The following is a 1104-nucleotide window of genomic DNA, read 5'->3' as shown; positions in this document are numbered from 1 at the left end:
TGAGGTGACCCCCGCGGTGTGGACACACCTGAGAATGGATCTCGTTGGTCCAGGAAGGTGAAGATCCACGTGGGACGTCCCTCGAAGTACAGTCCGGAGTTCAGAGCGGATGCGGTCGCGTTGTGGCGGGCATCGGCGGGCAGGCGGTCGTTCAAGGCGGTCGCCGACGACTTGAACGTCAACCACGAGACGTTGCGTGCGTGGGTGCGTGAGGCCGATGGGGCGGGCACCCCGGGTGGCGGGCCGCAGGCCGAGAGCGCGGAGGTGGAACTGGCTCGGCTGCGCGCAGAGAACGCGCGTCTTCTCAAGGCGGAGAAGGAATGGCAGCTGGAACGCGAGATCCTGCGCCGGGCAGCCGCCTATTTTGCCAAGGAGATGAAGTGACGTCCCGCCGCTGGGACTTCATCTCCGACAACGCCGACGAGTTCGGCGTCCAGCGGCTTTGTCGGGTGCTGGAGGTCTCCCGCTCGGGCTACTACCGATGGCAGGCCGGCGCCGAGGCCCGCGCCGAGCGCCGACTTGAGGAGGAGGCCCTGGTTGCCGAGATCCGCGAGATCCACGCCGAGCACAAGGAGACCTACGGGGCCCGGCGGGTCCACGCCGAGCTTCGCGGCTTCGGGCACACGGTCAACCGCAAGCGGGTGGCGAGGCTGATGCGCGAGCGTCACATCGTCGGCCGCCACCTGCGGCGCCGCAAGCGCACCACGGTCCCGGACCTGGTCGCGCCGCCCGCCCCGGACCTGATCGGCCGGGACTTCACCGCCGCCGGACTCGATCAACGCTGGTGCGGCGACATTACCTACATCCAGGTCGGCAGCAGCTGGCTCTACCTGGCCTCGGTCATCGACATGTGCTCGCGGCGGGTGGTCGGCTGGTCCATGGCCCCACACATGCGCGCCGAGCTGGTCATCGACGCTCTGGAGGCCGCCGTGGCCGCCCGGGGCGGGAACGTGACCGGGGTGATCTTCCACTCGGACCGCGGCTCGCAATACACCTCGGCCGCGTTCGCCGAGGTCTGCGACCGGCACGGGATCCGCAGGAGCATGGGCCGGGTCGGCTCGAGCTACGACAACGCTCTGGCCGAGAGCCTGTGGCAAGGACTGA

General features: G+C 69.1%; 1 pseudogene. It reads left to right on the top strand.

The annotated features are described in order from the left end of the window. Window positions 1-69 precede the first annotated feature (69 nt). Window positions 70-1104, top strand: a pseudogene (locus AB0O11_RS39415) (IS3 family transposase); the annotation flags it as partial.

The organism is Kitasatospora sp. NPDC093102 (genome assembly GCF_040683915.1).
Lineage (GTDB): Bacteria > Actinomycetota > Actinomycetes > Streptomycetales > Streptomycetaceae > Kitasatospora.
Note: the sequence above shows the minus strand (reverse complement) of the source record. Positions and strands in the feature narration are given on the sequence as shown.